Raw genomic sequence first — 21489 nt, 5'->3', positions numbered from 1 at the left:
GCATGGCACACTCCACGACGATGGACATGGCAGGGACGCAGCTGAGAGCGCTGCGGGCGGCGTTCTTCACGGCACTGGTCGTGACGCTGTCCGTGGCGTCCCACGTGCTGCTCTCCCGCGTGCCGCTGCCGCTCGGGACGGTCGTCCCGGTCGCCGTCGGCGTCTTCGCCGTGGCGTACGCCCTCGCGGGCCGCGAGCGGGGTCTCGGCCCGATCACCGGGCTCCTCGTGCCGCTGGAACTGGCGGCCGACACGCTCTTCACCAGCGGCCAGGCGGTCTGCTACGGCGCCGCGGGCGGCCCGGTCGCCGGGTCGCTGCGCGCGGTCGGCGTGGAGGTGTTCTGCGGCGGCGCCGTCGGCACCCCGCTGCCGGGCGTGGCCGCCCCCGAGAGCGGCACGGCCGCCGCGCTCCTCGACTCCCCCGACCCGGCGCTGCCCTGGCTGCTGCTTCTGGCCCATGTGGGCGTCGGGCTCTTCGCGGCGGTCTGGCTGCGCGGCGGGGAGCGGGCGCTCGCCCGGCTGCTCGGCGCGGTGTCGGCCTTCGCGTTCCGGCCGCTGCTCCTGGTGGCGGCCCTCTTCCGTACCGGTGGTCCGGCGCCGCGGCGCGCCGGGCGCCCCGCGGGGCGGCCGCAGCCCTCCCGCACCCGGCTCCTCACCCACTCCGTGGGACGGCGGGGACCGCCGTGCCCGCGCCTCGCTCTCGTCTGAGCGACGCGCCCCCAGGCACGCGGTACCCCTTCCTTCCTCACCGTCACGGAGATCACGATCATGAGTGCACGCAACAACCAGGCCAACAAGGCTGCCGCCCGCGAGCGTCTGCGCGTCGAGCGCGAGCGTCAGGCGAAGAAGGACCGGGCCCGCCGGCAGCTCGTCGTCGGCGTCTCGGCCGTGGCCGTCCTCGCCGCCGCCGGCGGCATCGGCTACGCGGTGGTCCAGTCGAACCAGCCCTCCGCGTGGGAGTCGGCCGCGAAGGCGACCACCGTGACGGCCCCGAAGAACACCTCGGGCACGAACGGCACCACCGTCGTCGTCGGCAAGCCGACCGCGAAGAAGACCCTGGAGCTGTACGAGGACTCGCGCTGCCCGGTCTGCGCGACCTTCGAGCAGTCCGTGGGCTCCACGGTCGAGAAGGACGTCGAGGCCGGCAAGTACAAGATCAAGTACGTCGGTGCCACGTTCATCGACGACGCCGCCACGGGCGAGGGCTCGAAGAACGCCCTCTCGGCGCTCGGCGCGGCCCTAGACGTGAGCCCCGAGGCCTTCCTGACGTACAAGTCGGCGCTCTACTCGGCGAAGTTCCACCCGGAGGAGAACGACGACAAGTTCGCCAAGGACTCCTACCTCCTGGAGGTGGCGGACTCGGTGCCGGCCCTGAAGGGCAACGCCGCGTTCAAGAAGAACGTCGAGGACGGCACGTTCGACGCCTGGGCGATGAAGATGTCGAAGGCCTTCGACGACAGCGGCGTGACGGGCACCCCGACGCTGAAGATGGACGGCAAGCCGGTCACGGTGGCGGGCTCCGACAACCCGCCGATGACCGTGCCGGAGTTCGACACGGCGATCGCCACGGCCCTCAAGGGCTGACCCGGACCGTACGGAACGTCGCCTTCGCCCCCTGACCCGCCCCGGCGGGCCGGGGGGCGCAGCCGTATGCGGGGGTGGGTCCCTCCCAGTGGCGAGCGGTCTCCCCCGGAACCGCCCCGCGGAGAGCGGTTCTGATCCCGGGTCAGGTCACGACCGCCGGAAAGGCGCCACCGCCGCGGGGGCGGATGCGGCCGGGGGGCGACGATCCGGCGAACTTTCCCGCAAGCCCCTCCCCACCCACCGTACCCACCAGTAATCTGACTGCCCGTGACCAGTCGTTTCATATCCTCCGCCCCCACGCGGCGTACGGTCGTCAAGGCCGCCGCCGTCACCGCCGTCACCGCGCCCGCCCTCCTCGGCGCGGTCGGCACGGCCCACGCGGCCCCCGGGGCGCCCGCGTTCCTCCACGGCGTCGCCTCCGGCGACCCGCTGCCCGACGGCGTCCTGCTCTGGACGCGCGTCACCCCCACCCCCGAAGCCGTGCCCGGCTCCGGCCTCGGCCCCGACGTCCAGGTCGGCTGGGAGCTCGCCGAGGACCGCGGCTTCGCGCGGATCGTGGCCTCCGGCACGAGCACCGCGAGCGCCGGCTCCGACCACACGGTGAAGGCGGACGTCCGGGGCCTGCGCCCGGCCACCTCCTACTGGTTCCGCTTCACCGCGGGATCCACCGTCTCCCCCGCCGCCCGCACCCGCACCACACCGGCTCTCGACGCCGCGGCGCCCGGCGTCCGCTTCGGTGTGGTCTCCTGCGCCAACTGGGAGGCCGGCCACTTCTCCGCGTACCGCCACCTCGCCGCCCGCGCCGACCTGGACGCGATCCTGCACCTCGGCGACTACGTGTACGAGTACGGCAGTGGCACCTACCCGGAGGCGAAGTACACCGTCCGGCAGCACGAGCCGCGCCACGAGATCGTCTCGCTGGCCGATTACCGCACCCGGCACGGGCACTACAAGACGGACGCCGACCTCCAGGCGCTGCACGCGGCCCACCCGGTCATCGCCATCTGGGACGACCACGAGTTCGCCAACGACGCCTGGGAGGGCGGGGCCGAGAACCACACCCCCGGCGCCGAGGGCGACTGGGCGGCCCGGGTCGCCGCGGCCAAGCAGGCCTACTTCGAGTGGATGCCGGTCCGTACGTCCACCGAGGGCACGGTCTTCCGGCGGCTGCGCTTCGGCAAGCTGGCCGATCTGCACCTCCTCGACCTGCGTTCGTTCCGCTCCGCGCCGGCGAAGACCGGCAGCGGTTCGGTCGACGACCCGGCGCGCAGCATCACCGGACGCGCACAGCTGGACTGGCTGAAGTCCGGGCTCGCGGGCTCGGACGCGACCTGGCAGCTGGTCGGCACCTCGGTGATGATCTCGCCGATCGCCTTCGGCTCCCTGCCCGCCCACCTCCTGGAGCCGCTCGCCGAGCTGATGGGCCTGCCGAAGGAGGGGCTCGCGGTCAACGTCGACCAGTGGGACGGCTACACGGACGACCGCAAGGAGCTGCTCGGACACCTCACCTCGCGGGCGATCCGCAACACGGTCTTCCTGACCGGCGACATCCACATGGCCTGGGCCAACGACGTTCCGGTGAAGGCGGCGACGTACCCCTTCTCGGCGTCCGCCGCGACCGAGTTCGTGGTCACCTCGGTGACCTCGGACAACCTGGACGACCTGCTGCACGTGGCCCCGGGGACGCTCTCGGTGGTGGCCGCCGGCGCCGTCAAGGCCGCCAACCGGCACGTGAAGTGGGTGGACATGGACCACCACGGCTACGGCGTGCTCGACGTGACCGCCGAACGCTCGCAGATGGACTACTACACGGTCTCCGACAAGGCGGACCCGGCCGCGACGACGTCCTGGGCGCGCTCGTACCGGACGCTGAGCGGAACGCAGCGTGTCGAGCGGGTGTACCAGCCGGTCCGCTGACGCTTCCCTGACGGCTCATTAGCGATGCTTTTCAGCCATGATCCCTTCTGTTAACGGAAGATCACATCGCTACGGCGGGTGGCTGGTTTCGGAGATCGAATCCGGACACACCACCCGCCTCCGTCACCCCAGCTGTTACGTCGAGATCTCAAACTCCGGAAACAGCACAAGAACTTCTTCCCGATGACCCGAATTGCCCCCTGAATGATTGGGCTTGATCACTCCTCAACGGTGGCTGACATGGACGCGTAATCTCCCCGGCGTGGCGGAGGAAGTTCCTCCCCCCACCCCCCACGAGGAGTCACCATGCGTGCTCTTGTCCGTATATCCCCGCGTATGTCACGTCGGATGATCGGTACGGCCGTCATGGCCGGAACCCTGGCCCTTGCCCCGCTCTCCGCCCCGGTCGCGAGCGGCACCACCACCCTCGCCGGCGCCACCGCCGAGGAGTGCGCCGACGACGCCGGCGCCCTCTCCGGCGCCCGCAAGGCGCGCGGCGCCGACGGCCACGCCGCCGAGCCGAACGAGGTCACGGCCGCCAAGGCCGCGGCCATGGACGCCGATTTCAAGAAGAAGCTGTCCGCCGCCCGTTCCGAGGCCCGCCTCAGCGGCTCCGCCGACAGAGCCGCCGCGGTGGTGAACATCCCCGTCTACTTCCACGTCATCCACTCCGGTACGACGGGCAAGCTCTCCGCGACCGCGATCACCAACCAGATGAACGTCCTGAACGCGGCCTACGCGGGCCAGGGCACCGGCAACGTGAACTCCAACTTCCAGTTCACCCTGGCCGGTACCGACTACACGGACAACGCGTCCTGGTACAACCTGTCCTCCGGCTCCACCGCCGAGAAGCAGATGAAGCAGACCCTCCGCAAGGGCGGCGCGGGCGCGCTGAACTTCTACACCGCCAACCTGGGCGGCGGCCTCCTGGGCTGGGCGACCTTCCCGTCCTCGTACGCCTCGAACCCGTCCATGGACGGCGTCGTCGTCCTCGACGCGTCGCTCCCGGGCGGCTCCGCCGCCAACTACAACCAGGGCGACACCGCCACCCACGAGGTCGGCCACTGGATGGGCCTCTACCACACCTTCCAGGGCGGCTGCAGCGGCAGCGGCGACGGCGTGGCCGACACCCCGGCCGAGAAGAGCCCCGCCTACGAGTGCCCGACCGGCCGTGACACCTGCACCAACAAGGCCGGCGTGGACCCGATCCACAACTTCATGGACTACACGTACGACGCCTGCATGTACCAGTTCACCTCGGGCCAGGTGACCCGGATGAACGACTACTGGACGGCGTACCGCGCCTGATCCGGCCTCACACGGGTGTGGCCCCCGGGGGAACTCCCCCGGGGGCCACACCCGTTCACCGCGGTCCTACAGGCTGTCCAGGAAGGCCAGCGCCACCGACCACGTCCGGTCGGCCGACTCCTCGTCCCAGTCGGGCAGCTCCGGGTCCGTGTACACGTGCCCCGCGCCCGGGTAGCGGTAGACCTCCACGTCCGCCCCGGCCCTGCGCATCTGCAGGTACCAGGAGGACAGCCAGTCGTGCGTCTCGAACGGGTCGGGATCGGCCACGTGCAACTGCACGGGCAGCTCGTCCACCGACACGTTGGGCGCGAGGTCCGACGTGCCGTGGAGCAGCAGCAGACCGCGCGCCTTCTCGTCGCCGAGGGCCAGGGTCTGCGCTACGGAGGCACCGAAGGAGAAGCCCGCGTAGACCAGACCGCGCTCCGAGTACGGGGCGGCGGCCAGGATCGCGCGCTTCAGCAGCTCGTCCTTGCCGATCTCGTCCCGCTTCGCCATGCCCTCCTCCACCGAATCGGTGGTCCAGCCGTCGAACAGGTCCGGCACCCACACCTGGTGCCCGGCGGCCCGCAGCCGGTCGGCCGCGTCCCGGACGGCCGGGCGCAGCCCGTACACCGAGTGGAAAAGCATGATGTCCATACCCGCCATCCTGCCACCCCCCGCCGACGGTCACCGAACCCGCCGACACGACCCTCACCGCATGCTGCGCACGTCCAGCTGACGCAGCACCCGGTCCACCACCTCCGGGTCGGCACCCGGCTCGCTGCGGGCCGCGAGCACCTCGTGCCGGGCGGCCGACATCAGCTCCCGCTGGATCCGCTGCACCGCCTTGAAGCGCTTCGTCCGCTCGACGAACGCCGCCCGCCGCTCCTCGTCGACCATGTCGGGACTGATCCGCGCCCCGATGTCGTAGGCCCCGCGCAGCAGCCGCTCCTGGACCTCCTCCGGCAGCTCCTCGACCTCCTCGATCTCCTTGAGCCTGCGCCGGGCGGCCTTCGCCGCCCGGATGGCGAGATCCCGCTCGAGGACCCGCTCGGCGTCCGCGTCGGCCCGTACGCCGAGCCGCTTCACCAGCCAGGGCAGCGTCAGCCCCTGGACGACCAGCGTGGCGATGATCACGCAGAAGGCGATGAAGACGATCTCGTCCCGGCCGGGGAAGGGCGCGCCGTCGTCGGTGCGGAGCGGGATGGCGAGCGCGAGCGCCACCGAGGCCACGCCGCGCATCCCCGCCCACCACATGACGATGGTCTCCCGCCAGCTGGTCGGGATCTCCTCGTCGACGTCCCGGCGGGTGTGCAGCCGTTTCGCCAGCCAGGTCGCCGGCAGCAGCCACAGCAGCCGGACGCCGACGACCACCCCGACGACGGCGGCGCCCCAGCCGAGCATCTGCCGGCCGCGTCCCTCCGCCACCCCGAAGACATGGACGAGTTCGAGGCCGATGAGGCCGAAGGCGATGCCGGTGACGAGGGTGTCGACGATCTGCCAGAAGGTCTGCCCGGCGAGCCGGCCCATCACGTCGTCGGCGTCGGCCGCGTGCTCGGCGAGGAAGAGGGCGGTGACCAGGACCGCGAGGACGCCGGAGCCGTGCAGCTCCTCGGCGAGGACGTAGCTCACGAAGGGCACGAGGAGGGTGAGGCCGGTCTGGAGGGTGGCGTCGCCGAGCACCCCGATGAGCTTGTTGGAGAGCCAGCCGAGCGCCAGGCCGATCGCCACCGCGACCACCGCGGAGAGGACGAACTCGCCGAGCGCGTCGGGCCAGGAGAAGGAGCCGCTGACCGCGGCGGCGATGGCCACGTGGTACAGCACGATCGCGGTGACGTCGTTGAAGAGGCCCTCGCCCTCCAGGATCGACACCAGCCGCCGCGGCAGCCCGAGCGAGCCGGCGACGGCGGTCGCCGCGACCGGGTCGGGCGGGGCGACGAGGGCGCCGAGCGCGATCGCGGCGGCCAGCGGAAGGCCGGGCACGAGGGCGTTGGCCACGGCGCCGACGGCGGCCGTGGTGACGAACACGAGGGCGACCGCGAGCAGGAAGATCGGCCGTCTGTTGGCCGCGAACTGGCGCCAGGAGGTCCGCTGCACGGAGGCGTAGAGGAGCGGCGGCAGCACCAGCGGAAGGATGAGCTCCGGCGGCACCTCGACGTTCGGTACGAAGGGCAGGACCGCCAGCCCGATCCCGACGAGGGTCATCAGGACGGGCGCGGGCAGTCCGAGCCGCTCACCGAGCGGGACCGTCAGCAGCGCGCCGAGCAGCAGCAAGAACAACAGGGCCAATTGATCCACGGACACACCCTGTCACGTATGTCCGTTTTAACGATGACTGCCCCCTGTGTACGCCCGCTCGCGGCGGGCGGGACAAGGGGCGGTCGAGCACTCCTGGTGCCGCGCGGGCCCTACAGAGCCCTGCGCATGGCCCGGTGCGGCATGTCCGCGTCCGGGAACTCGGGGCCGTACGCCTCGTAGCCGAGGCGCTCGTAGAAGCCGAGCGCGTGGGTCTGCGCGTGCAGGTCGACGGCGGTCAGCCCGCGTTCGCGCGCCACGTCCTCGATGCCCCGCACGAGCGCGGCGCCGACGCCGAGGCCGCGCGCGGCCTTGGACACCGCGAGCCGGCCGAGCGAGCCCACCGAGGTGTCGGCGCCGGTCTTGCCGACCGCGTCCGCCCCGAAGAGGAGCCGGCCGGTGCCCAGCGGCAGCCCGTCCTCGCGCACGGCGAGCACGTGCACCGCGCCGGCGTCGTACGTGTCGTACTCCAGCTCGGGCGGGACGCCCTGCTCGCCGACGAAGACCTCTCGGCGGACGGCGAAGCAGGCCTCGCGGTCCTCGGGGCCGGCCGCCTCGCGGACGCTGTACGCGCGGTGCGGGGCACTCACTGGCTCTCCGCCGCGATCCGGTCCAGGGCCTTCTGGAGGTCCTCGGGGTAGGTGCTGGCGAACTCGACCCACGAGCCGTCGCCCGGGTGCTCGAAGCCCAGCCGGACGGCGTGCAGCCACTGCCGGGTGAGACCGAGGCGCTTGGCGATCGTCGGGTCGGCGCCGTACGTGAGGTCACCGACGCAGGGGTGGCGGTGGGCGGACATGTGCACCCGGATCTGGTGGGTGCGGCCCGTCTCCAGCTTGATGTCGAGCAGCGACGCCGAGCGGTAGGCCTCGATGAGGTCGTAGTGCGTGACGGACGCCTTGCCGTCGGCGGTGACCGCCCACTTGTAGTCGTGGTTCGGATGCCGGCCGATGGGGGCGTCGATGGTGCCGCTCATCGGGTCGGGGTGGCCCTGCACCAGCGCGTGGTAGCGCTTGTCGACCGTGCGCTCCTTGAACTGGCGCTTGAGCGAGGTGTACGCGTACTCCGACTTGGCGACCACCATCAGACCGGAGGTGCCGACGTCGAGGCGGTGCACGATGCCCTGGCGCTCGGCGGCGCCGGAGGTGGAGATGCGGTAGCCGGCGGCGGCCAGGCCGCCGATGACCGTGGTGCCGGTCCAGCCGGGGCTGGGGTGCGCGGCCACCCCGATCGGCTTCATGATCACGACGATGTCGTCGTCGTCGTGGACGATCTCCATGCCCTCGACGGGCTCGGCGACGATCTGCACGGGCGCGGCCGCGCCCGGCATCTCGACCTCGAGCCACGCGCCGCCGCTCACCCGCTCGGACTTGCCGACGACGGAGCCGTCGACCTGGACCTTCCCTGCGGCGGCCAGCTCGGCCGCCTTCGTACGGGAGAACCCGAACATTCGGGCGATGGCGGCGTCGACGCGCTCGCCCTCCAGGCCATCGGGAACGGGCAGCGTGCGGATCTCGGGACTCGTACTCACTCGTCGAGTATGCCTTGCCCCGAGGTGCTCGGGTCTCGCGGCCGGATCCGCTCAGTCCTTGTGGACGGTGCCGTCGGGGTCCAGACCCCGGAACGACAGGATCACGATGAGGATGCCGCCGCAGACGATCGCCGAGTCCGCGAGGTTGAAGACGGCGAAGTGCGCGGGGGCGATGAAGTCGACGACCGCGCCCTCGAAGACGCCCGGGGAGCGGAAGATCCGGTCCGTGAGGTTGCCCAGCGCACCGCCGAGCAGGAGACCGAGCGCGATCGCCCAGGGCAGGCTGTAGAGCTTCCGCGCCAGCCGGATGATCACGACGATCACGGCGGCCGCGATGCAGGTGAAGATGATCGTGAAGGCCTCGCCCATGCCGAACGCGGCGCCCGGGTTCCGGATGGCGTCGAAGCGCAGCCAGTCGCCGATCACCCGGATCGGCTCACGGCCCTCCAGCTTCGCGACCACGAGCATCTTGCTGCCCAGGTCGAGCAGGTAGGCGAGGACGGCCACGACGAACAGGGCGAGGATCCGGCGCCTGCCCTTCGGCCGCTCCCCGGGAGCGGCCGCACCGTCGGCGGGCGTGGCCGTACCGTCGGCGGCCACCGTCTCGTCGGAGGCGGCCGGCTCCTCGGCCCCTGCTGAATCCGGCGTACCGATGATGCGCTCCGCCTCTGCCACGTGAGTGAGTCCCTCGACCTCGATGCCTGACCGTGCACCGAGGGTACGGCACAGGCGTACGAGACCGGCAGCCGAGATGACCGGCCGCGCGGCGTCCGGCAGGGCGGCGGCGCGGCGCCGGCGCACCGCGCGGGCCGCTCCCGGCCGCGGCCCGCGCGGTCCCCGGCGGTCAGCCGCGCCGCTCCTGCCGCTGCTTGTCCTCGACGCAGAGCGTGGCCCGGGGGAAGGCCTGCATCCGCGCCTTGCCGATCGGCTTCCCGCACACCTCGCAGAGGCCGTAGGTGCCCGCGTCGAGCCGTTCCAGGGCGTGCTCGGTCTGTTCCAGCATCTCCCGGGCGTTGGCGGCCAGGGCGAGCTCGTGCTCGCGGGTGATGTTCTTGGTGCCGGTGTCGGCCTGGTCGTCCCCGGCGCCGTCGCCCGAGTCCCGCATGAGGCCGGTGAGCTCCTCCTGGGAGTGCGCGAGCTCGCTGCGGAGCCGCAGCACCTCGGACTGGAGCTCGTTGCGGGCCTCGGTCACCTCGGCCGGGGTCCACGGGTCCTCCCCGGGACGTACCGCGAGCTCGCCGGTCCGGGCGGGAGGCACGGCTGCCTCGTCCCCGGCGGTCGTGAGGCCACCCGCCGTCTTCTTCGCTGCCACCGTCCTGGCTCCTGTCTGCTTCTTCGCGGCGGGCGCCGTGGCGGCCGCCTTCTTCGCCGCGGCCTTCTTGGCGGGCGTCTTCCTGGCGGCGGCCTTCGGGGCAACCGTCTCCTCGGCGACCGCGTCCTCCCCCGCGCTCTTCTTCACGGCGGTCTTCTTCACGGCGGCCTTCTTCGCGGTGGTCTTCCTCGGGGTGGTCTTCTTCGCGGTGGTCCTCTTCGCGACCGTCGGCGGCTCCGCGACCGTCGTCTTCTTCCCGGCCACGTCCTTGGCACCCTCCGCCGAACCGGTGGAACCGGCGGCCGAGGGCTTCTTCGCGGCGGTCTTCTTCGCCACCATGTCGCGGCCCCTTCACATTTTGTGATCTTGCTCGCGAATCGTGCTGGGACGATAAATCGGCCCAAGGCCCGCGGCAACGGGGCACGCCGCCGTTCCCACCCGCCCCCGCACCCCTCGGGGCAGGCCTGCCTCCGTTGTGCCCAGCTCCCCGCCGGGTAATCCGTCCCGCCCCTCCCCCACATGGCCGCACACCAAGTCCGCGCCGCCCCGTATGGCCATTCGGGTCACGGGAAAACCGGTCTGCCACCCCACCGCGGGGCCCGTACACTGGTCCTGCGAAAGGCTTGGATGGGGACGAGTAGCGTCGTACGCAGCCATGAGCGACCCGGGGACGGTGAGAGCCCGGGGGCGAGCCCGATGTGAAGCATCACCCCGGAGCCGTCGGAAGAAAGCCGCAGGACACTGCGGTGACTAGACCCGGCGTCGCGACCCCAATGAGGGGGCTCAGGGCGTGCGCGCCCCGGGCCAAGGAGGGTGGTACCGCGGGAGCAGCGCTCTCGTCCCTCCGACGGAACGACGACAGTCCGCCGGAGGAACTCGATGACACCGCCGCAGTACCGCCAGGTGCCCGCCCAGGTCGACCTGCCCGCGATGGAGCACGCCGTGCTCGATCTCTGGCGCGAGAACAAGGTCTTCGCCAAGACCCTCGAACAGTCCGAGGGACGCCCCGAGTGGGTGTTCTACGAGGGCCCGCCGACCGCCAACGGCATGCCGGGCGCCCACCACATCGAGGCCCGCGTCTTCAAGGACGTCTTCCCCCGCTTCCGGACCATGCGCGGCTACCACGTGGCCCGCAAGGCCGGCTGGGACTGCCACGGCCTCCCGGTCGAGCTCGCCGTCGAGAAGGAGCTCGGCTTCTCCGGCAAGAAGGACATCGAGGACTACGGCATCGCCGCGTTCAACGACAAGTGCCGCGAGTCGGTGACCCGGCACACCGACGCGTTCGCCGAGCTCACGACCCGCATGGGCTACTGGGTCGACCTGGACGACGCGTACCGGACGATGGACCCCTCGTACATCGAGTCGGTCTGGTGGTCGCTGAAGCAGATCTTCGACAAGGACCTGCTCGTCCAGGACCACCGGGTCGCCCCCTGGTGCCCGCGCTGCGGCACCGGCCTCTCCGACCACGAGCTGGCCCAGGGCTACGAGACGGTCGTCGACCCCTCGGTCTACGTCCGCTTCCCGCTGACCTCCGGCCCGCTGGCCGGCAAGGCGGCGCTCCTGGTCTGGACGACGACCCCGTGGACCCTGGTGTCCAACACCGCGGTCGCCGCCCACCCCGAGGTCACCTACGTCGTCGCCACCGACGGCGACGAGCGGGTCGTCGTCGCCCAGCCGCTGGTCGAGAAGGCCCTCGGCGAGGGCTGGGTCACCACCGGCGAGTCCTTCACGGGCGCCGAGATGGAGCGCTGGACCTACCAGCGCCCCTTCGAGCTGGTCGAGTTCCCCGAGCCGGCGCACTACGTCGTCAACGCCGAGTACGTGACGACCGAGGACGGTACGGGTCTGGTCCACCAGTCCCCCGCCTTCGGCGAGGACGACCTCAAGGTCTGCAAGGCGTACGGCCTGCCGGTCGTGAACCCGGTCCGCCCCGACGGCACCTTCGAGGAGGACGTGCCGCTGGTCGGCGGCGTCTTCTTCAAGAAGGCCGACGAGGCGCTCACCGCCGACCTGGACGCGCGCGGACTGCTCTTCAAGCACATCGCGTACGAGCACAGCTACCCGCACTGCTGGCGCTGCCACACGGCGCTGCTGTACTACGCGCAGCCGTCCTGGTACATCCGCACGACCGCGGTCAAGGACCGCATGCTCGCGGAGAACGAGCGGACGAACTGGTTCCCCGACTCGGTCAAGCACGGCCGCTTCGGCGACTGGCTGACCAACAACGTCGACTGGGCCCTCTCCCGGAACCGCTACTGGGGCACCCCGCTGCCGATCTGGCGCTGCGAGGAAGGCCACCTGACCTGTGTGGGCTCCCGCGCCGAGCTGACCGAGCTGACGGGCACCGACCAGTCGCAGCTCGACCCGCACCGCCCCTACATCGACGCGGTGACCTTCGGCTGCCCGACGGAGGGCTGCTCCCTGGAGGCCACCCGGGTGCCGGAGGTCATCGACGCCTGGTACGACTCGGGATCGATGCCGTTCGCGCAGTACGGCTACCCGTACGAGAACAAGGAACTCTTCGAGTCCCGCTACCCGGCGCAGTTCATCTCCGAGGCCATCGACCAGACGCGAGGCTGGTTCTACACGCTGATGGCCGTCGGCACGCTGGTCTTCGACAAGTCGTCCTACGAGAACGTGGTCTGCCTGGGCCACATCCTCGCCGAGGACGGCCGCAAGATGTCCAAGCACCTGGGGAACATCCTCCAGCCGATCCCGCTGATGGACCAGCACGGCGCCGACGCCGTCCGCTGGTTCATGGCGGCCGGCGGCTCGCCGTGGGCGGCCCGCCGGGTGGGCCACGGCACGATCCAGGAGGTCGTCCGCAAGACCCTCCTGACGTACTGGAACACGGTGGCCTTCCAGGCGCTGTACGCCCGCACGTCCGGCTGGGCCCCGTCGGCCGCGGACCCGGCCCCGGCCGACCGCACGGTCCTCGACAGGTGGCTGCTCTCCGAGCTCAACACGCTGGTCGCCGAGACGACCGAGGCGATGGAGTCGTACGACACCCAGCGCACCGGCAAGCTGATCTCGGCCTTCGTCGACGATCTCTCCAACTGGTACGTGCGCCGCTCGCGCCGCCGCTTCTGGCAGGGCGACAAGGCGGCCCTCCGCACCCTCCACGACGTGGTGGAGACGGTCACCCGCCTGATGGCCCCGCTGACCCCGTTCATCACCGAGCGGGTCTGGCAGGACCTGGTGGTGCCGGTGTCGCCGGACGCCCCCGAGTCGGTCCACCTGGCGACGTGGCCGGAGGCGGACACGACGGCGATCGACAAGACGCTCTCGGAGCAGATGCTCCTCGTCCGGCGCCTGGTGGAGCTCGGCCGGGCGACGCGCGCCGAGTCGGGCGTGAAGACCCGCCAGCCGCTCTCCCGGGCCCTGGTGGCGGCGACGGGCTTCGCGGCCCTCTCCACGGACCTCCAGGCCCAGATCACGGAGGAGCTGAACGTCTCCTCCCTGGCCTCCCTCTCCGAGGTGGGCGGCTCCCTGGTGGACACCACCGCCAAGGCGAACTTCCGCTCCCTCGGCAAGCGCTTCGGCAAGGGCGTCCAGGACGTGGCGAAGGCGGTGGCGGCGGCGGACGCGGCGGCGCTGTCCCTGGCCCTCCGCTCGGGCGAGGCGACCCTCTCGGTGAACGGCGAGGAGATCACCGTCACCCCCGAGGAGGTCATCATCACGGAGACCCCCCGCGAGGGCTGGTCGGTGGCCTCGGACGCGGGTGCGACGGTCGCCCTGGACCTGGAGATCACCCCTGAGCTCCGCAAGGCGGGCCTGGCGCGTGACGCGATCCGCCTGATCCAGGAGGCCCGCAAGAACAGCGGCCTGGACGTGGCGGACCGGATCGCCCTGCGCTGGGTGACGGACTCCCCGGAGACGGCGGAGGCGCTGACGGCGCACGCGGGTCTGATCGCGGACGAGGTCCTGGCGACGGACCACGGGCAGGGCGAGGCGGACGAGACGTACGGCGAGCCGTTCACGGACGAGTCCCTGAACCTCACGTTCCGCCTCCGCAAGGCCTGACCACCCACGAAGGGCCCGGCACCCCAGGGGGCGCCGGGCCCTTCGCCTTCCCCACTCCGCTGCACCGACGCCCACCCCACGCCCTCGTGGTGGGCAGTCGTTCCGCAGGGGCGACGCACCCCGCGCCCGCCGGGGGCGACGCCCCCCGCGCCCGCCGCCGCCCCCCGTCGCACGGCATTTGTTCCGCCCCGCGAGACCCTGGCCCTCACGAGGGCGGCCGCGCGGGCGGCCCTCACGTGGGCGGCCGTCCGCGGGCGGGTACGGCAAAGGGCCGGGGCCCGGTTTCCCGGGGCCCGGCCCTTTTGCCTGCCGACGGCTACGCGCTCATCGCGCGAGACCGCGCCGTCAGTTGTCGTCCTCGTCGATCAGGAAGCCACGCATCGGCGCCGGCGCCTGCTGCATCGGCTGCGGAGCCTGCGGACGGACCGGAGCCATCGGCTGGGTCATCGCCGGAGACATCTGCTGCTGGCCGCCGTAGGACGGTGCGCCGCCCATGGACGGTCCACCGCCCATGCCGCCGTTGTTGCCGTAGGACGGCGCACCGGCGCCGGCCGAGGCCATCGACGGGGCCGGCGGCAGCGAGGCCGTGGCCGGGGTGCGCGGCGGGGCGAGCGAGTCGTCGGCCTGGGTCTCCAGCTGACGCAGCTGCGACTCCAGGTACGACTTCAGACGCGTGCGGTACTCGCGCTCGAAGCCGCGCAGGTCCTCGACCTTGCGCTCCAGCGTCGCGCGGGCGGACTCCAGGGAGCCCATCGCGACGCGGTGCTTCTCCTGCGCGTCCCGCTCAAGAGCGTCCGCCTTGGCGCGGGCGTCCCGCTCCAGGCCCTCGGCGCGCGAACGCGCCTCGCCGACGATCTTGTTGGCCTCGGAGCGGGCCTCGGCGATCGCCTGGTCGGCGGTCTGCTGGGCCAGCGAGAGGACACGCGCGGCGCTGTCGCCACCGGGACCCTGCTGCTGCTGCATCTGCGGCGGCATCTGCTGCTGCATCTGCTGCTGCTGCGGGTGACCCATGGGGCCGCCCTGCATCGGACCGCCCTGCATGGGGCCACCCTGCATCGGACCGCCCTGCATCGGGCCGCCCTGCATGGGGCCACCCTGCATGGGGCCGCCCTGCATCGGGCCGGCGGGAAGCTGCGGGGCACCGGACGGAAGCTGCGGCGGGCCCATCTGCGGCGGCTGCTGCTGGACCGGCGGTCCGGATATGGCGGCGGGCACGGGCGCGCCGGGACCGACGGGACGATCCTGCTGCTCCGGGGGCTTGCGCATCCCCTGCTGCTGCTGGTTCTGCGCGGCGGCACGGGTCGCGGCGGCCAGCTTGGCGCGCAGGTCCTCGTTCTCGCGGAGCAGGCGGGTCAGCTCGGCCTCGACCTCGTCGAGGAAGGCATCGACCTCGTCCTCGTCATAGCCTTCTCGGAGGCGGACGGTCGTGAACTGCTTGTTCCGCACGTCCTCGGGGGTCAGCGGCATCTCTTCTTCACCTCTACGTAGTCGTCGGCAGTCGGCAAGACCGTATCGTCCACATTCACCTCGCGAAGCTGCTCACGATGGAGATCAGGATGTAGACAATGATCATCAGAACGAAGAAGGACAGGTCGAGTGCCACGCCCCCGAGACGCAGCGGCGGGATGAGTCGCCGCAGAAGCTTGAGCGGTGGATCGGTGACAGTGTAGGTGGCCTCAAGAGCGACCACCATCGCCTTACCGGGTTGCCATGAACGGGCGAACTGGAAGACGTAGTCCATGACAAGTCGGACGATCAGGAGGACGAGGAAGCACATCAGAACGATGTAGACCACCTGTAGTGCGACGCCCATCCCGCGTTTCCCTCTCCCCTGACTTACGTGCTCTCACTTGTTCCGGCCGCTTCGCGACCGGTCCGTCCGGTTCTCGTGTTCTCAGCTCTGGTTGAAGAATCCGCCCTCTGCGATCCGGGCCTTGTCCTCCGCCGTGACATCGACGTTAGCAGGCGACAACAGGAACACCTTCTGCGTCACGCGCTCAATGCTGCCATGGAGCCCGAAGACGAGTCCGGCGGCAAAGTCGACAAGTCGCTTCGCGTCCGTGTCGTCCATCTCCGTGAGATTCATGATCACCGGGGTGCCCTCGCGGAAGTGTTCCCCGATGGTACGGGCCTCGTTGTAGGTCCGGGGGTGCAGCGTGGTGATGCGGTAGGGCTCCCGCTCGGACACGACCTTGGGCATGATCACGGGTGCGTTCTTCTCCATGCTGGGACGTTCGGGTGTGATGGATGCCACGGGGGCAATTCGGGCCGGACGTCCGCTTTCGGCGAGTACCGGAACAGAATGGGACATCGGCTCGCGGGGGGCCGGGGGCTGCACCACTCGCACCGGTTCCTCACGCTCCACCTGTCGCGGGGGGGCGATGTGGCGCCGGTCGCGCTCGGGCTCCGGCTCCAGCTCGGGTTCGAAGTCGTCGTCGGGGTCGAAGCCCCGGCCGTCGTACCCATCGTCCTCCACGAGGCCGAGGTAGACCGCCATCTTGCGCATCGCGCCGGCCATTCTCTGAGTCCTCCGCTCTGTGGTGGATCGCCATACCGGCCGATGTCGCAGCGTCACCAAGTGCCCGCGATCCACGGGTCGTCCCGCCGTTCTGCGGAATGACCATATTTTCTGCTGTGGTCCGACTTGCTTCGCGACGTTACCCGAGCTTCGGGCGGACTCCGAGTACCGCCGTACCGACGCGTACGTGTGTCGCCCCGGCAGCGACGGCCTCCTCGAGGTCCGCGCTCATCCCTGCTGACACCATGTTCGCAGCCGGACGGGTCGCGCGCAGGGCAGTCGACAAATCCATCAGCCGGTCGAAGGCGGCGCGTTGCCGTCCCGCGTACGGACCGGAGAGCGGGGCGACGGTCATGAGTCCGTCGAGCCGCAGCCCCGGGGCGGCGTCCACCGCGTCCGCCAACTCCTCGATCCCGTCGGGCGCGACGCCGCCGCGGTCGCCCCGCTCGCCCGACTCGGCGTCGAGCGCGACCTGCAGGAGGCAGCCGAGTTCGCGGCCCTCCTTCTCCGCGGCCGCGGAGAGCGAGGAAACGAGCTTCAAGCGGTCGACAGACTGCACCACATCGGCATAACCCACCACGGATCTGACCTTGTTGGTCTGCAACTGACCCACGAAGTGCCAGGTCAGATCAAGGTCGGCGCAGGCGGCCGCCTTCGGGGCGGCGTCCTGGTCGCGGTTCTCGGCGACGTGCCGTACGCCGAGTCCGTGGAGGATTCCCACATCGCTCGCGGGGTAGGTCTTGGTGACCACGACGAGCGTCACCTCTTCCCGCGGGCGCCCGGCGGCCGCGCAGGCGGCTGCGATGCGCGCCTCCACCCGGGCCAGGTTCTCGGCGAGTTCAGACGTGCGGTCCGTCATGTCTCTTCTCAGTCCAACCAGACATATCCCGCGAGTCGCCCCGTGGTGCGATCGCGGCGGTACGAGTAGTGGTCAACGGATTCCCGGGTGCAGACCGTACTGGCCTGCCGGTCCGCGACGCCGAGCCGTTCGAGCTGGGCGAGGACTCCGGCGGTGACGTCGACGGCCGGGGTGCCCCAGCTCGTCTCGGCCCAGGCGGCGGGTTCGGTCCCGGCGACCTCGGCCCGCATGGCCTCCGGCACCTCATAGCAACGCCCGCAGACGGCGGGGCCGGTGCGGGCGACGATACGGGCGGGGTCGGCGCCGAGATCGATCATGGCCGCGACCGCGGCGGGAACGACGCCCGCCACCATCCCGGGCCGCCCGGCGTGGGCGGCGGCCGCGACCCCGGCGACCGGGTCGGCGAGGAGGACGGGGACGCAGTCCGCGGTGAGGACGGCGAGGGCGAGCCCGGGCCGGGAGGTGACGAGGGCGTCCACCGACGGAATGCCGTCGGTGCCCCAGGGTCCTTCGACCTCGGCGACGTCCGCGCCGTGCACCTGGTTCATCCAGACCACCGACGCGGGGTCGAGCCCGAGGGCTCCGGCCGCGAGCGCCCGGTTGGTCCGCACCGCCTCGGGGGTGTCCCCCACCGCGCCGCCGAGGTTGAGCTCCTCGTACGGAACGGCGCTCACCCCGCCCCACCTGTCGGTGAAGGCGAAGTGCGCGCCGTTCGCGTCGAAGCGCTGTCCTATCACTTCAGGAAGTCCGGGACGTCCAGCTCTTCGGCCTGGCTGTCCGCGTACGGACGGGCCGGCGGGACGACCGGAGGGGCGGACGGCAGCGGGGTCTCGTTGACCGCCGGCGCGGGCTCGGCCGGAGCCTGGACCGGCTCCTCGCGCGGGGCGACCGTGCCGAGGCCGCCCAGCGGGCGGGAGGTCTCGACGTGGCGGGGCGCCGGGGCCGGCTCCTCGCGCTTGGCGGAGACCGAGCCGATGATGTTGTCCCGGCGGGCCGGCGGCTGGCCGCCGTCGAAGCCGGCCGCGATGACGGTGACCCGGACCTCGTCGCCGAGGGCGTCGTCAATGACGGCGCCGAAGATGATGTTGGCCTCCGGGTGGGCGGCCTCGCTGACCAGCTGCGCGGCCTCGTTGATCTCGAAGAGACCGAGGTCGCTGCCGCCGGAGATGGAGAGCAGCACGCCGCGGGCGCCGTCGATGGAGGCTTCGAGGAGCGGCGAGGAGATCGCCATCTCCGCCGCCGCCACCGCGCGGTCGTCGCCGCGGGCGGAGCCGATGCCCATCAGGGCCGAACCGGCCTCGGACATGACCGACTTGACGTCGGCGAAGTCGAGGTTGATCAGACCCGGGGTGGTGATGAGGTCGGTGATGCCCTGCACACCGCTCAGCAGCACCTGGTCGGCCGACTTGAAGGCGTCGAGCACGGAGACCTGGCGGTCCGAGATCGACAGGAGCCGGTCGTTGGGGATGACGATGAGGGTGTCGACCTCTTCGCGGAGCTCGGCGATGCCGTCCTCCGCCTGGTTGGCGCGACGGCGGCCCTCGAAGGTGAACGGCCTGGTGACCACACCGATCGTCAGGGCGCCGAGCGAGCGCGCGATGTTGGCGACGACGGGTGCGCCGCCGGTGCCGGTGCCGCCGCCCTCTCCGGCGGTGACGAAGACCATGTCGGCCCCCTTGAGGACCTCCTCGATCTCCTCACGGTGGTCCTCTGCCGCCTTGCGACCGACGGCCGGGTTCGCCCCGGCGCCGAGGCCACGGGTGAGTTCACGGCCGACGTCGAGCTTGACGTCGGCGTCGCTCATCAACAGCGCTTGCGCGTCGGTGTTGATGGCGATGAACTCGACGCCCTTGAGACCGACCTCGATCATTCGGTTGATGGCATTGACACCACCGCCGCCGACACCGATGACCTTGATGACTGCGAGGTAGTTCTGCGGTGCTGCCACGTCGAAGGCCTCTCGCCTCGAGTTACGTGTCGTCGCTGCGCGGTTGGTCGCGCGGCTCCGACGGATGCCGATTGGGACGGTCCGAAACGCCGACCCAAACCCTAACGTTGAAGTTTAGGGTTACCAGTGTCTCTGTTCGCTGGACTCTTCCGAACAGGACACTAAGTCGACAAGTGGCGCACGTTCAACGAACACGCCGAACCTCCCGTTTTTCTTTTCACCCTATGTGATCACCCGTAGCGCTGGCCAACCAGGGGGCTGGCCAGGGGTGATTCCCGTCAACTCCCGGACGAGGCGGGCGCTGTGGGGGCACTTACATCGAAGTGCCCCGCTTTGGGAGTGGCTTTCAGGAGCGCGGCGAGAACGCGGGCCTTGACGGGACCGTGTTCACCGCTGCCCCAGAAGACGGTGCGCCCCCTGGTCAGCTCCAGAGTGACGGAGTCGTACGAGGTGACGCGTACGACACGAGTGTTCCGGGCGATTTCGGCCGGGAGTTCACCCCGGACGCGCACCGCCTCCCGGAGGAGCCGGTCCGCGCCGAAGCGGCGCAGGCTCGGCGAGGAGGCGCTGTCGAGGACGAGCAGGGGGACGCCGCGGGGAGCGGTGTCGACGGTGGCGAACCGCATTCCGGTCGCGTCCACTTCGATGAACTTTCCGCCCTTTTCCATCAGAAGAACGGGCTTCCGTTCCGTCACTTTCAGCCCGATTCCGTGCGGCCAGGACCGTACGACGTCCACCGACTCGATCCGCGGGAGCCCCTCCCGCAGCCGCGCCTCGATGGCCTCGGTGTCCACGGTGACGAGCGGGGCGCCCATGGGGACGGCGGCGACGGCCTCGACCTCACGCGGGGTCAGGACCGAGGTGCCGGAAGTCTTCACACGTTCTACACGGAACCAGTTCGAGCCGTAGAACGCCCAGATCCCGCCGACGGCGAGGAGGAGAACGGCGAGGGCGATGAGGAGCGCCCGGGTGCCGGGCACCCGGAACTTACGGTTCCGGGTGCCCGTGCGGGACGGACCGTCCGACGAGCCCTTCGACGACCTCTTCGACTCGCTCGCGCCGCTCTTCTCCGCGGTCGTCGGTCCGGCTGCCACGTGGCGTCTCCTGCCCTCAGCCGCCGCGCTACGCCTGGCGGCGCGCGGCGATCGCCTCGTACACCATGCCGACGAGCAGATCGTCGGCGTCCCGGCGGCCGAACTCGGCGGCGGCGCGGGACATCTCGTACAACCGGTGCGGATCGGCCAGTACGGGCAGGACGTTGCCCTGCACCCACTGCGGCGACAGCTCCGCGTCGTCGACGAGGAGTCCACCGCCGGCCTTGACCACCGGCTGGGCGTTGAGCCGCTGTTCGCCGTTGCCGATCGGCAGCGGTACGTACGCGGCGGGCAGCCCGACGGCGGAGAGCTCGGCGACGGTCATGGCGCCCGCACGGCAGAGCATCATGTCGGCCGCGGCGTACGCCAGATCCATCCGGTCCACGTACGGTACCGGCACATAGGGCGGCATTCCGGGCATGTTGTCGACGCGCGGCATTTCGTTCTTCGGGCCGACCGCGTGCAGGATCTGGATGCCGGAGCGCTGGAGCACCGGGGCGATCTGCTGGATCACCTCGTTGAGCCGCCGGGCGCCCTGGGAGCCGCCGGAGACGAGGAGCGTCGGCAGGTTCGGGTCGAGCCCGAACGCGGCGCGCGCCTCGGGGCGCACCCGCGCCCGGTCGAGGGTCGCGATGGTGTGCCGCAGCGGAATGCCGATGTAACGGGCGTTGCGGAGCTTGCTGTCCGGGGTCGCGACGGCGACCCCGGCCGCGTACCGCGAACCGATCTTGTTGGCCAGGCCGGGCCGGGCGTTGGCCTCGTGGACCACGATGGGCACCCCGAGGCGCTTGGCCGCCAGATAGCCCGGCAGCGCCACGTAGCCGCCGAAGCCCACCACGCAGTCCGCCTTGGTGCGCTCCAGGATCTGCTCGGCCGCCTTGATGGTGCCGCGCAGCCGCCCGGGAACGGTGATCAGCTCGGGGGTGGGCTTGCGGGGCAGCGGTACGGCGGGGATGAGGGCCAACTCGTAGCCCCGCTCGGGCACGAGCCGGGTCTCCAGACCCTTCTCCGTGCCGAGCGCTGTGATTCCCACGCTGGGGTCCTGCCTGCGCAGGGCGTCCGCGAGGGCCAGCGCGGGCTCGATGTGGCCGGCGGTCCCCCCGCCGGCGAGTACGACATGCACCG

The 21489-nt window shown here is 71.2% G+C and carries 19 protein-coding genes; 5 read left to right on the top strand and 14 right to left on the bottom strand.

All coding sequences use genetic code 11. The annotated features are described in order from the left end of the window. The first annotated feature begins 20 nt into the window (after positions 1 to 20). The 4 genes from ACIP84_RS17615 (at position 21) to ACIP84_RS17600 (ending at position 4808) form a co-directional block, all read left to right on the top strand. Entirely contained in the window at positions 21 to 707 is a 687-nt protein-coding gene (locus tag ACIP84_RS17615; protein ID WP_355956807.1) for a hypothetical protein, read from the top strand. A gap of 60 nt (positions 708 to 767) precedes the next feature. Then, positions 768 to 1583 (top strand): thioredoxin domain-containing protein, encoded by an 816-nt coding sequence (locus ACIP84_RS17610; protein ID WP_355956600.1) that lies wholly within the window; start codon positions 768 to 770, stop codon positions 1581 to 1583. A gap of 267 nt (positions 1584 to 1850) precedes the next feature. Continuing rightward, positions 1851 to 3500 (top strand): alkaline phosphatase D family protein, encoded by a 1650-nt coding sequence (locus tag ACIP84_RS17605; protein ID WP_401798498.1) that lies wholly within the window; start codon positions 1851 to 1853, stop codon positions 3498 to 3500. Between the two features lie 336 nt (positions 3501 to 3836). Further along, positions 3837 to 4808 carry a zinc metalloprotease gene (locus ACIP84_RS17600; protein ID WP_401798497.1) on the top strand — a complete coding sequence of 324 codons (972 nt, stop codon included), beginning with the start codon at positions 3837 to 3839 and terminating at the stop codon, positions 4806 to 4808. A gap of 66 nt (positions 4809 to 4874) precedes the next feature. Here the strand turns inward: ACIP84_RS17600 and ACIP84_RS17595 are convergent, their stop codons facing one another. From ACIP84_RS17595 to ACIP84_RS17570, 6 genes are all read right to left on the bottom strand, one after another. After that, positions 4875 to 5444, bottom strand: coding sequence for a dienelactone hydrolase family protein (locus ACIP84_RS17595; protein ID WP_355956605.1), 570 nt, complete (start codon positions 5442 to 5444; stop codon positions 4875 to 4877). Between the two features lie 54 nt (positions 5445 to 5498). Further along, entirely contained in the window at positions 5499 to 7085 is a 1587-nt protein-coding gene (locus ACIP84_RS17590; protein WP_355956607.1) for a Na+/H+ antiporter, read from the bottom strand. 110 nt (positions 7086 to 7195) lie between these two features. Continuing rightward, positions 7196 to 7672, bottom strand: coding sequence for a GNAT family N-acetyltransferase (locus ACIP84_RS17585; RefSeq protein ID WP_355956609.1), 477 nt, complete (start codon positions 7670 to 7672; stop codon positions 7196 to 7198). Continuing rightward, positions 7669 to 8610: an RluA family pseudouridine synthase gene (locus ACIP84_RS17580; protein WP_073916813.1), complete on the bottom strand. Its 942-nt coding sequence runs from the start codon at positions 8608 to 8610 to the stop codon at positions 7669 to 7671. Before ACIP84_RS17580 ends, ACIP84_RS17585 begins: the two co-directional genes overlap by 4 nt. A gap of 51 nt (positions 8611 to 8661) precedes the next feature. Next, positions 8662 to 9285: a signal peptidase II gene (gene lspA / locus ACIP84_RS17575; protein WP_355956611.1), complete on the bottom strand. Its 624-nt coding sequence runs from the start codon at positions 9283 to 9285 to the stop codon at positions 8662 to 8664. A 169-nt stretch (positions 9286 to 9454) separates the two neighbouring features. Further along, on the bottom strand, positions 9455 to 10261 hold the full coding sequence (locus ACIP84_RS17570; protein ID WP_401798494.1) for a TraR/DksA family transcriptional regulator: 807 nt from the start codon (positions 10259 to 10261) through the stop codon (positions 9455 to 9457). Positions 10262 to 10801: 540 nt separating this feature from the next. Between ACIP84_RS17570 and ileS the strand changes: the two genes are divergently transcribed. Then, positions 10802 to 13945, top strand: a complete 3144-nt coding sequence (ileS, locus tag ACIP84_RS17565) for an isoleucine--tRNA ligase (protein WP_401798492.1) — start codon at positions 10802 to 10804, stop codon at positions 13943 to 13945. Positions 13946 to 14290: 345 nt separating this feature from the next. Here the strand turns inward: ileS and ACIP84_RS17560 are convergent, their stop codons facing one another. The 8 genes from ACIP84_RS17560 to murG form a co-directional block, all read right to left on the bottom strand. Continuing rightward, positions 14291 to 15412, bottom strand: a complete 1122-nt coding sequence (locus ACIP84_RS17560) for a DivIVA domain-containing protein (protein WP_355956617.1) — start codon at positions 15410 to 15412, stop codon at positions 14291 to 14293. Between the two features lie 55 nt (positions 15413 to 15467). Beyond that, positions 15468 to 15758, bottom strand: coding sequence for a YggT family protein (locus ACIP84_RS17555; RefSeq protein WP_189830615.1), 291 nt, complete (start codon positions 15756 to 15758; stop codon positions 15468 to 15470). A gap of 81 nt (positions 15759 to 15839) precedes the next feature. After that, positions 15840 to 16463 (bottom strand): cell division protein SepF, encoded by a 624-nt coding sequence (locus ACIP84_RS17550; RefSeq protein WP_030314526.1) that lies wholly within the window; start codon positions 16461 to 16463, stop codon positions 15840 to 15842. 139 nt (positions 16464 to 16602) lie between these two features. Next, positions 16603 to 17322, bottom strand: a complete 720-nt coding sequence (locus ACIP84_RS17545; protein ID WP_401798490.1) for a YggS family pyridoxal phosphate-dependent enzyme — start codon at positions 17320 to 17322, stop codon at positions 16603 to 16605. A gap of 8 nt (positions 17323 to 17330) precedes the next feature. Next, a complete protein-coding gene (gene pgeF, locus ACIP84_RS17540) occupies positions 17331 to 18059 on the bottom strand; it encodes a peptidoglycan editing factor PgeF (RefSeq protein ID WP_355956622.1) in 729 nt (242 codons plus the stop codon). Then, positions 18056 to 19270 carry a cell division protein FtsZ gene (ftsZ, locus tag ACIP84_RS17535; protein WP_355956624.1) on the bottom strand — a complete coding sequence of 405 codons (1215 nt, stop codon included), beginning with the start codon at positions 19268 to 19270 and terminating at the stop codon, positions 18056 to 18058. Before ftsZ ends, pgeF begins: the two co-directional genes overlap by 4 nt. A 278-nt stretch (positions 19271 to 19548) precedes the next feature. Further along, positions 19549 to 20364: a cell division protein FtsQ/DivIB gene (locus tag ACIP84_RS17530; protein WP_401798487.1), complete on the bottom strand. Its 816-nt coding sequence runs from the start codon at positions 20362 to 20364 to the stop codon at positions 19549 to 19551. A gap of 28 nt (positions 20365 to 20392) precedes the next feature. Next, complete coding sequence (murG, locus tag ACIP84_RS17525; protein WP_030314515.1) at positions 20393 to 21487, bottom strand: undecaprenyldiphospho-muramoylpentapeptide beta-N-acetylglucosaminyltransferase; 1095 nt, start codon at positions 21485 to 21487, stop codon at positions 20393 to 20395. Between the last annotated feature and the right edge of the window lie 2 nt (positions 21488 to 21489).

It is taken from the genome of Streptomyces sp. NPDC088707 (genome assembly GCF_044752725.1).
Classification (GTDB): domain Bacteria; phylum Actinomycetota; class Actinomycetes; order Streptomycetales; family Streptomycetaceae; genus Streptomyces.
This window is presented reverse-complemented; position numbering and strand designations above follow the sequence as displayed.

Excerpts from the sequence above, each read along its gene's own strand:
- ACIP84_RS17595 (WP_355956605.1), bottom strand. The coding sequence starts at position 5,444 with ATGGACATCATGCTTTTCCACTCGGTGTACGGGCTGCGCCCGGCCGTC.
- ACIP84_RS17610 (WP_355956600.1), top strand. The coding sequence starts at position 768 with ATGAGTGCACGCAACAACCAGGCCAACAAGGCTGCCGCCCGCGAGCGT.
- ACIP84_RS17560 (WP_355956617.1), bottom strand. The coding sequence starts at position 15,412 with ATGCCGCTGACCCCCGAGGACGTGCGGAACAAGCAGTTCACGACCGTC.
- ACIP84_RS17555 (WP_189830615.1), bottom strand. The coding sequence starts at position 15,758 with ATGGGCGTCGCACTACAGGTGGTCTACATCGTTCTGATGTGCTTCCTC.
- ACIP84_RS17570 (WP_401798494.1), bottom strand. The coding sequence starts at position 10,261 with ATGGTGGCGAAGAAGACCGCCGCGAAGAAGCCCTCGGCCGCCGGTTCC.
- ACIP84_RS17545 (WP_401798490.1), bottom strand. The coding sequence starts at position 17,322 with ATGACGGACCGCACGTCTGAACTCGCCGAGAACCTGGCCCGGGTGGAG.
- ACIP84_RS17615 (WP_355956807.1), top strand. The coding sequence starts at position 21 with ATGGACATGGCAGGGACGCAGCTGAGAGCGCTGCGGGCGGCGTTCTTC.
- ileS (WP_401798492.1), top strand. The coding sequence starts at position 10,802 with ATGACACCGCCGCAGTACCGCCAGGTGCCCGCCCAGGTCGACCTGCCC.
- ACIP84_RS17550 (WP_030314526.1), bottom strand. The coding sequence starts at position 16,463 with ATGGCCGGCGCGATGCGCAAGATGGCGGTCTACCTCGGCCTCGTGGAG.
- ACIP84_RS17600 (WP_401798497.1), top strand. The coding sequence starts at position 3,837 with ATGTCACGTCGGATGATCGGTACGGCCGTCATGGCCGGAACCCTGGCC.